General features: G+C 67.2%; 7 protein-coding genes and 1 pseudogene. 5 read left to right on the top strand and 3 right to left on the bottom strand.

From position 1 onward, the window contains the following. Window positions 1–143: 143 nt before the first annotated feature. The 3 genes from Q4G50_RS14090 to Q4G50_RS14080 are packed head-to-tail and all read left to right on the top strand — an operon-like array spanning window position 144 to window position 3,740. Window positions 144–1,046, top strand: a complete 903-nt coding sequence (locus Q4G50_RS14090; RefSeq protein WP_303378285.1) for a hypothetical protein — start codon at window positions 144–146, stop codon at window positions 1,044–1,046. Next, complete coding sequence (locus tag Q4G50_RS14085; protein WP_303378284.1) at window positions 1,036–2,484, top strand: SLC13 family permease; 1,449 nt, start codon at window positions 1,036–1,038, stop codon at window positions 2,482–2,484. Before Q4G50_RS14090 ends, Q4G50_RS14085 begins: the two co-directional genes overlap by 11 nt. An 11-nt stretch (window positions 2,485–2,495) precedes the next feature. Further along, on the top strand, window positions 2,496–3,740 hold the full coding sequence (locus tag Q4G50_RS14080) for a glycerate kinase (RefSeq protein ID WP_303378283.1): 1,245 nt from the start codon (window positions 2,496–2,498) through the stop codon (window positions 3,738–3,740). Here Q4G50_RS14080 and Q4G50_RS14075 read toward each other — a convergent pair. The 3 genes from Q4G50_RS14075 to Q4G50_RS14065 form a co-directional block, all read right to left on the bottom strand. Beyond that, window positions 3,698–4,171, bottom strand: a complete 474-nt coding sequence (locus Q4G50_RS14075) for a ribose-5-phosphate isomerase (RefSeq protein WP_303378282.1) — start codon at window positions 4,169–4,171, stop codon at window positions 3,698–3,700. The two genes, Q4G50_RS14080 and Q4G50_RS14075, sit on opposite strands and share 43 nt — an antisense overlap. 133 nt (window positions 4,172–4,304) lie before the next feature. Further along, entirely contained in the window at window positions 4,305–4,565 is a 261-nt protein-coding gene (locus Q4G50_RS14070; RefSeq protein ID WP_303378281.1) for a hypothetical protein, read from the bottom strand. A gap of 3 nt (window positions 4,566–4,568) precedes the next feature. Next, on the bottom strand, window positions 4,569–5,186 hold the full coding sequence (locus tag Q4G50_RS14065) for a DsbA family protein (protein WP_303378280.1): 618 nt from the start codon (window positions 5,184–5,186) through the stop codon (window positions 4,569–4,571). Between the two features lie 64 nt (window positions 5,187–5,250). On the opposite strand from Q4G50_RS14065, the gene pepN reads away from it, so the two are divergent. After that, a complete protein-coding gene (gene pepN / locus Q4G50_RS14060; protein WP_303378279.1) occupies window positions 5,251–7,812 on the top strand; it encodes an aminopeptidase N in 2,562 nt (853 codons plus the stop codon). Between the two features lie 242 nt (window positions 7,813–8,054). Beyond that, a pseudogene (locus Q4G50_RS14055) lies at window positions 8,055–8,280 on the top strand (hypothetical protein); the annotation flags it as partial.

Below are 8,280 nucleotides of genomic sequence, written 5' to 3'. Positions count from 1 at the left end.
CGAGAAGCATCTGTGCCCACGACCTGGAACGTCATCGACTCGCCCCGCCGTCTGGAACGCGATTTCGCCGGCTGGTAGTCACATGAAGGATTCTTCACGCTGATCTCATGGGGCTTTCACCGCCCGCCCCGACGATGGAGGACATGACAGTTTTCCATTCCTTCCGGCGACGCATCGTCGTGTGGTTTCTGGTGCTGCTCGGCGTCACGCTCGCCGCGCTGGTGCTGACCACCCGCACGATTCTGCTCGCCGGGATCTCCGAGGACGCCAACGCCGACGTCCGCCAGGAGATCGAAGAATTCACCACCTTCGCCCGCGACGGCACCGATCCCGCCACCGCCGCCGCCTTCGAATCCGATAGCCGCCTGCTGGAGGTGTACCTGTCCCGGCAGATTCCGGGGCGCGATGAGGCGATCATCGGGCTCGTCGACGGGCAGATCATGCAGATCACGCATCCTCCGCGGCCGCTGAGCATCAGCGACGAGGTCGTCCGCGCGGCGCATGCCTCCGACCAGCCCTCCGGCGTGGTGGAGGATCCGACGCACGGGAGCATCCACTGGGGTCGCACGCAGCTGGCCGGGGAGGACACCGCACTGATCGTCGTCCGTTTCACCGACACCGACCAGGCCGCACTGCTCAGCCACCTGCAGGTGCTGCTCGGCGTCGGGCTCGGGGCGCTTGCGCTCGGCGGGGCGCTGGCGTGGCTGCTGTCGGGGCGCCTGTTCCGCCAGCTCCAGCCTTCTGTGCTGGCCGATGCCCGCAGCCTCCTCCCCGCCCTCCAGGACGCCGCCGATCGCCTCGCCCCGCAGGGCCACCAGTGCCAGCTCGGGGTGCGCAGCGTGGACAAGCCGACCCCCGGCATCGCCCTCTGGCTGCACGCCCCCGGCGCGGACGTGCCGGAGCACGCCGTAGCAGAGCTTCTCGACGCCACCCCCCTCCACACTGTCGCCGATACCCACGGTGGCCACGCCTTCGCGGAAACCGCACCCGGCCAGGGAAGTGTCCTCGGCGTGCTGCTGCCCCTGGAGGCCCGCGATGATTCTTGATAATGCCACCCGGGTCATCACCACCCCGCCCGCCCCGCCCCGCCGTCCGCGGATCCAGTGGACCCCGGCGCTGGGGGTGCGCATCGTGTGCGCGTTCGGCGTGTTTGCTCTGTGTTTCATCCCCCTGCCGGTGGGGCCGGCGGCGCGCGCCACGCTGGTGGTCTTTGCCGCCGCCGTGTGGTTCTGGGTGTTCTCGAAGGTCAGCGACACTTATGTGGCACTCGGGGCCGCGAGCGTGCTGGTGGTCATCGATGTCATCGGTGTCGAGGACATGTTCAGCCCCCTCGGCGATGAGACCACCTGGCTGCTCATCGGCGCCTTCATCCTCGCCGGCGGGGTGGCGTCCTCCGGGCTGGCGATGCGCGTGGCCGTGGCACTGTCCGCCGGGGTGAGCTCCCCGCGGGTGCTGCTCCACCTGCTCACCCTGGCGGTGGTGCTCACCGCCTTCGCCGTGCCCGCCACCTCTGGTCGCGCCGCCCTGGTGCTGCCGGTGTTCATGGTGCTCATCGGGGTGCTGCCCGGCTGGCTCAACCGGGTGCTGGCGCTGGCGCTGCCCTCGGTGGTGCTGTTTTCCGCGGTGGCCTCGCTCATCGGCGCGGGCGCGCACCTGATCACCGACCAGATCCTCACCGGCGCAGGGCTGGAGGGCTTCACCTTCACCCGCTGGATGATCCTCGGCCTGCCCCTGGCTTTGGTGTCCGCGCACCTGGCGGCGGAGATCATCTTCCTGGTGTTCAGTAGCGCTGCGCAGCGTCGGGAAACATTGCACATTGAGCGCGCGGATCTCGGCGCGGGCATGTCGGTGCGCCTGTCCCCGGCGGAGACCCGCTCCCTGACCGTGTTGGCCGTGGCCGTCACCTTGTGGTTCACCGAGACTCTCCACGGCATTCCCGCAGCGATGGTCGCGGTACTCGGTGCGCTGCTCATCACCTCCCCGCACCTGGGGACAGCGGACCTGGGCCCGGCGATCAAGAAGGTGCCGTGGTCGCTGCTGCTGTTCATGACAGCCACCGTCGCCTTGAGCCAGGCGTTGAGTTCCTCCGGGGCAGCCGAGGTGCTGGCCACCGGCGTGCTGGGCCAGATGCCCGGCTGGGTGTTCGTCATCGCCGTCATCTGCTTATCGACGGCCGCCCATCTACTCATCCAGTCCCGTTCTGCGCGTTCAGCAGTGCTGGTGCCACTTGTCATCGCCACGGCACCCGCCGCCGGGGTCGACCCCGTGGCGGCCGCGTTCATCTCCACCGCCGCCGCCGGTTTCTGCCACACCCTGCCGGCCTCCGCGAAACCGCTGGCGATCTTCCGCGGCGACGGCCCCGACCACCACTACGACACCCGCGACCTGCTCATCGCCTCCGCCTGGTTGGCACCGATGCATCTCGCCGTGACCACGCTGTTCGCCTTTGTCATCTGGCCGCTCCTCGGCCTGCCCGTTATCTGAAAGGAATTGCCATGACCATGTACATGCCCGAAAGAGTTCTCGTCGCCCCCTCCGGTTTCAAGGAGTCCCTGTCCGCGGTGGACGTCGCCGATTCGATTGCCGCCGGGGTGCGCCGCGTGTTGCCTGGCGTGCGCGTGGATACCTTCCCGGTTCCCGACGGCGGCGAAGGCACCATCGAGATCCTCGCCACCCGCCCCGGCACGGTGCTGCACCGCGCGAAGGTGACCGGGCCCGTCGGTAAAAAGGTCACCGCCACCTGGCTGGAGTTCGTGGAGGAAAAAGTCGCCGTCCTAGAGATGGCCTCGGCCGCCGGCCTGCGCCTGGTGCCCCGCGACCTGCGGGATCCCGGCGCCACTAGCACTTATGGTGTCGGCGAGCTCATCGCGGCGGCACTCGATCACGGCGTGGAGAAGATTGTTGTCGGCTGCGGCGACTCCGGCACCTCCGATGGCGGCGCCGGCGCCCTCCAGGCCCTGGGCCTGCAGGTTCTCGACGCCCGCGGCAAGTCCCTGCGCCCCGGTGGTTCCGCGCTTATCGACGCCACCACCCTCGACCCCAGCCACCTCCACCCCGGGCTGGCTGACGTGGAAATCGTCTTGGCCTGCAACATCCACAACATCCTCAGCGGCAAGAAGGGCGTGGCCCACATCTTCGGCCCGCAGAAGGGGGCGTCGAAAAAGCAGGTCAAGCAGCTCGACGCCGCCTTGACCCACTGGGCTGACCTGCTGGCCGATACCTTCCACCCCGATGCCGACATCCATCACGGCCCCGGCTCCGGCGCCTCCGGCGGGCTCGGCGCGGGCCTAATGGCCCTCGGCGCCACCGCCCGTGACCGCTTCGACGTCCTGCTCGGCGAGCTCCCCGGCCGCGTCGACTTAGGCGACCTGGTCGACACCGCCGACCTCGTCATCACCGCCGAAGGAGCCATCGACTTCCAGACCCCGCGCGGCAAAGTCCCCGCCGAAATCGCCCGCCGCGCCCAAACCACCGGCGTGCCCGTCCTGGCACTCGCCGGCTCCCTGGGCAAAGGCGCACCGCAGGTCCACGAGGTCGGCATCGGCGCCATTCAATCCATCATGACCGTGCCCATGGCACTGGAAGACGCCGTCCGCGACGGCCGTCAACTACTTATCGACGCCGCCGAACGCGCCATCCGCCTCCTCCAACTGGGGTGCGCGGTGGCGGGACGTCGTGAAGAAAAAGTCCGGGCCCTCTACTCGGCCGGAAGCTCCGGGGCGACACCCGTGCGCTCGTAGTCGGCGAGGATATCGATGCGGCGCTGGTGACGCTCCGCCTGCGACCACTCCTGCTCCAGGAAAGCATCGACGATCGCCAGCGCCTCCTCCTCGGAGTGCATGCGGCCGCCCAGGCCGATGAGCTGGGCGTTGTTGTGCTCACGCGCCAGACGAGCCGTCTCCGGGGACCAGGCCAGAGCACAACGCGCGCCCTTGACCTTATTCGCGGCGATCTGCTCACCATTGCCCGAACCACCGAGCACAATGCCCAGGGAACCCGGGTCATTGACGGTGCGGGAGGCGGCCTCAATGCAGAAGGCCGGGTAATCATCGTCGGCATCGTAGGTGTGGGCGCCACAATCGATGACGTCGTGGCCCTGCTTCTTCAGGTGCTCGGCGATGATGTTCTTCATGTCAAAGCCGGCGTGGTCTGCTCCAAGGTAAACGCGCATGCTGCCGATACTACCTGGGTGCCGGAGCGGCGCGGAACTCTCCGCCGCCAGTCACAGAAGTTACAGGGGGTATGAGTACTTACGGGTGGTTCAAACCACCGAGAAGTACTCATACCCCCTGTAAGAGGTGGGACTAGCGGCGCTGCCCCGCATCGGACCGCGAGCTGAACACCTTCCACGCGATCCAGATGCCCAGGACGAGCAGCAGGACCGGGATAATTCGCAGCACCAGCATCACGGCACCCAGGAAGCCGGCCAGCACGGCCACGGCAGCCGCAACCAGACAAACCACGGCCGCCAGGGAGGCCACCGCCTTGTTGGTGTTCCAGGTGAAGTAGGCGATAGCCGCTGCCACCGCGGCGATGATGGTGGCGGTCAGGGTCGTCTCAAACATGCATTACACCTGCGGGTTTTCGGTTCGGGAGCGCTTGAGCTCGAAGAAGTAGGGGAACTGGGCGAGGCGGAGGGCGGCGTCGAAAAGCTCTCCAGCCTCCTCGCCGGTGGGCACGCGGGTGATCACCGGACCGAAGAAGGCGGTGTCCCCGAGCTTGATCACGGGGGTGCCCACCTCATCGCCGACCTCGTCCATGGCGGACTCGTGGAAGGCGCGGAGCTTTTCGTCGACCTGCTCGGAGTTGGCGGCGGTGGCGTAGATGGAGCTGAGGCCGGCGTCCTTGAGAGCCTGCTCGATGACGCCGTCGTAGGCGCCGAAGCCCTTCTTCCCGCTCTGCTTGCCAGCGTGGATGATGGTGCCCATGGCGGTGTAGAGGCCATCGACGGCGCCCGGCTCCTCGAGGGCGACGCGGGTGAATACGCGCGCCGGGCCCCAGGCGGCTTCCATGGCGGCGAGGTAGCCGGGGTCGAGGTCGCGGCCGTCGTTAAGCACGGACAGGGACATCGGGATCCACTCAACTTCGATGTCGCGGACCTGCTCGACCTCCTTCATCCAACGGGAGGTCAGCCACGCGAAGGGGCAGGTGACGTCGAACCAGAATTTCACAGTATTTGTTGTCATGAGCTCATGATACGCGCGGACTAGTGTGGGCGGTGCACATAAATTTCCGACACCAGGAGAACAAGTGACCTCCATCAACCTCACCCGCGAGGAAGCCGCCCACCGCGCGCGCCTGCTCGAGGTGGACCACTACGACATCGCCCTCGACCTCACCGGCACCGAGGAGTTCGGCAGCATCACCACCGTGAGCTTTAATGTCCGGGAAGCCGGGTCCACTTTCATTGACCTGCGCGCCACCCACGTCGACGGCGTGTACCTCGATGGGCAGAACATCCGCCGGGAGGCACTGACCCTCGACGAGGACGGTTATGACGACACTTTTGGCATCGCGCTCAACGATCTCACCCCGGGGCGCCATTCGCTGCGTGTGACCGCCACCATCCCTTATTCCCGCACGGGCGAGGGCCTGCACCGTTTCGTGGATCCCGCGGACAATGAGGTCTACCTTTACTCCCAGTTCGAGACCGCCGACGCCAAGCGAGTGTTCGCCTGCTTCGACCAGCCGGATCTCAAGGCCACCTATGCGCTGACGGTGACCACCCCGGCGGACTGGAAGGTCATCTCGAACGGCCCGCAGGCCACCAACGTGCAGGGCGAGCGGGCGATCCACCGCTCCAGCGTGGATTATCCGCTGTCCACGTACCTGGTGGCCGTGTGCGCGGGTCGCTTCACCGAGGTCACCTCCACGTGGAACGGCACGCTGACGCACCACCCGGAGACCCCTGCCGACCAGCCGACGGAGCTGAGCGTGCCTTTGGGTCTGTACTGTCGCCGTTCCTTGGCCGGCCACCTGGATTCGGATCGCCTGTTCACCGAGACGAAGCAGGGTTTTGACTGGTACCACGCGCATTTCGGCATGGCGTATCCCTTCGGCAAGTATGACCAGGTCTTCTGCCCGGAGTTCAACTTCGGCGCGATGGAGAACGCGGCGTGCGTGACCATCCGCGACGAGTACGTCTTCACCTCCAAGGCCACCCATTACCGCTACGAGCGCCGCGCGGAGACCATCCTGCATGAGCTGGCGCACATGTGGTTCGGCGATCTGGTGACCATGCGTTGGTGGGATGACCTGTGGCTCAACGAGTCCTTCGCCACGTGGTCGGCGGCAATTTCGCAGGCGGAGGCCACGCAGTACGACACGGCGTGGGTGACCTTTGCCAATGTGGAGAAATCCTGGGCCTACCAGCAGGATCAGCTGCCGTCGACGCACCCGATCCTGGCCGATGCCACCGACATCGAGACGGTCGAGCAGAACTTCGACGGCATCACCTACGCCAAGGGCGCGTCGGTGCTCAAGCAGCTGCAGGCCTATGTCGGCCGCGAGGCCTTCCTGTCCGGCGTGCGTCGCCATTTCGCGGATCACGCGTGGGGCAACGCCACCTTCGACGATCTGCTGGCCGCGCTGCAGACCGCCTCCGGCCGCGATCTGTCCGGCTGGGCGGATGAATGGCTCAAGACCACCGGCATCAACCGCCTGTCCCCCGCCGTCACTATCGAGGACGGGAAGTACTCCGAGTTCGCCGTCGCACAGTCCGGCGCCGCGCCGGGTGCCGGCGAACTGCGCACCCACCGCATCTGCGTCGGCCTTTATTCGCTTATCGACGACCGCGTCTCCCGCACCCACCGCGTCGAACTCGACGTTTCCGGGGCGTCGACCCCGGTGCCGGAACTCATCGGCGTCGAGGCCGCTGACCTGGTGCTGGTCAACGACGAGGACCTCACCTACTGCCTCATGCAGCTCGACGAGGACTCGCTGGCGTTCGTGGTGGACAACATCGACCGCATCGACGATGCCATGGCCCGCACCCTGTGCTGGTCCGCCGCCTGGGAGGCCACCCGCGACGGCCGCATGAAGGCCCGCGACTTCGTCCGCCTCGTCGCCCGCGGCGCGGCGGCCGAGACGGAACTGGCCGTGTTGGAGCGCATCCTTGCGCAGGCCACCATCGCCTTGCGCACCTACGTCGATCCGGCGTGGGAGCGCGAGGGCACCGCCCTGCTTGTCGACGCCTACCTCACCGGCCGCAAGTCCCCCGATCCGGAGGTCGCGCTGGTCTTCGCCCACGCGTTGACCAAGCTGCCGCTCAACCCGCGCGCCGCCGACCGCCTGGCGCAGGTGCTGGAATCCTCCAAGGACGCCGAGCTGCGCTGGCTGGCGCTGACCGCACTCATCGCCTACGGGCGCGCGGATGTCTCCGAGGTCGCCACCGAGCGGGCGCGTGACCGTTCCGCCACCGGCCGCCAGGCGGCCCTGCGCGCCGAGGCCGCCGCCAACGACCCGGCCGTGAAAAAGCGCATCTGGGATGAGGTGGCCGCCGGTGATCTGTCGAACGTCGACGCCCGCTTCCGCATGGAAGGCCTGGTCTACCCGGGTTCCGCCCCGCACCTGACGCAGTTCAACGACGAGTACTTCCAGGTGGCGCCGCGACTCTGGGAGCACTCCTCCTCCGAGATCGCCCTGACCACGCTCACCGGCCTGTACCCGGTGTGGGATATCTCGGCGGCCGGGTTGGCGCGCGCCGATGAATTCCTCGCGCAGGACCTGCCCGCCGGCCTGCGTCGCGTGGTGGCCGAGCAGCGCGACCGCGTGGCCCGGGCCCTGCGCAACCGGGAGGTGGACGCTTCTTAAGCCCCCGCCCGCCATGTCAGATTTTACGACCGTTGGCTTTTGCCGACGGGCGTAAATGTTATAAACAGTCGCTAACAGGGCCTATAAGAATACGTGCACTCGTATAATGTGACATTTTGACAGCGGGCGTATTTTCTAGCCCCGCCCCTCCATGAGAGATCCTTCATCTCCGACTCATCGGTACTTCACAGCGCGGCCGCAGACTGGTACTTAACAGTAATCAGAGACCCGGAAGGATCCTCATGTCCACCCTGCAACGCTTTGCTCCACTGCTGGCCATCCTGGGACTGCTCGTCCTCGTGGCGGCGGCCGGTTCGGTGCTGGCCAACAACTCCTCCGCGCCGAACATCGACCCGGCCGGCGCGACGATCACCCGTGAGTCCTCCACGCCGGTGACGGTGACGTCGACGCTGCCGTCGCCAACCGCGCAGGAACCGGCCCCGGCCCCCGAACCGCATCCCGCGCCGG

This window comes from Corynebacterium sp. (assembly GCF_030538285.1).
Classification (GTDB): domain Bacteria; phylum Actinomycetota; class Actinomycetes; order Mycobacteriales; family Mycobacteriaceae; genus Corynebacterium.
The sequence above is the reverse complement of the archived record's forward strand: the minus strand, read 5'-3'. Positions and strand labels throughout refer to the sequence as shown.

What these genes read in the sequence shown, in the direction of transcription:
- Q4G50_RS14075 (WP_303378282.1), bottom strand. Translation starts at nt 4,171, where the DNA reads ATGCGCGTTTACCTTGGAGCAGACCACGCCGGCTTTGACATGAAGAAC.
- Q4G50_RS14065 (WP_303378280.1), bottom strand. Translation starts at nt 5,186, where the DNA reads ATGACAACAAATACTGTGAAATTCTGGTTCGACGTCACCTGCCCCTTC.
- Q4G50_RS14070 (WP_303378281.1), bottom strand. Translation starts at nt 4,565, where the DNA reads ATGTTTGAGACGACCCTGACCGCCACCATCATCGCCGCGGTGGCAGCG.
- Q4G50_RS14090 (WP_303378285.1), top strand. Translation starts at nt 144, where the DNA reads ATGACAGTTTTCCATTCCTTCCGGCGACGCATCGTCGTGTGGTTTCTG.
- Q4G50_RS14080 (WP_303378283.1), top strand. Translation starts at nt 2,496, where the DNA reads ATGACCATGTACATGCCCGAAAGAGTTCTCGTCGCCCCCTCCGGTTTC.
- Q4G50_RS14085 (WP_303378284.1), top strand. Translation starts at nt 1,036, where the DNA reads ATGATTCTTGATAATGCCACCCGGGTCATCACCACCCCGCCCGCCCCG.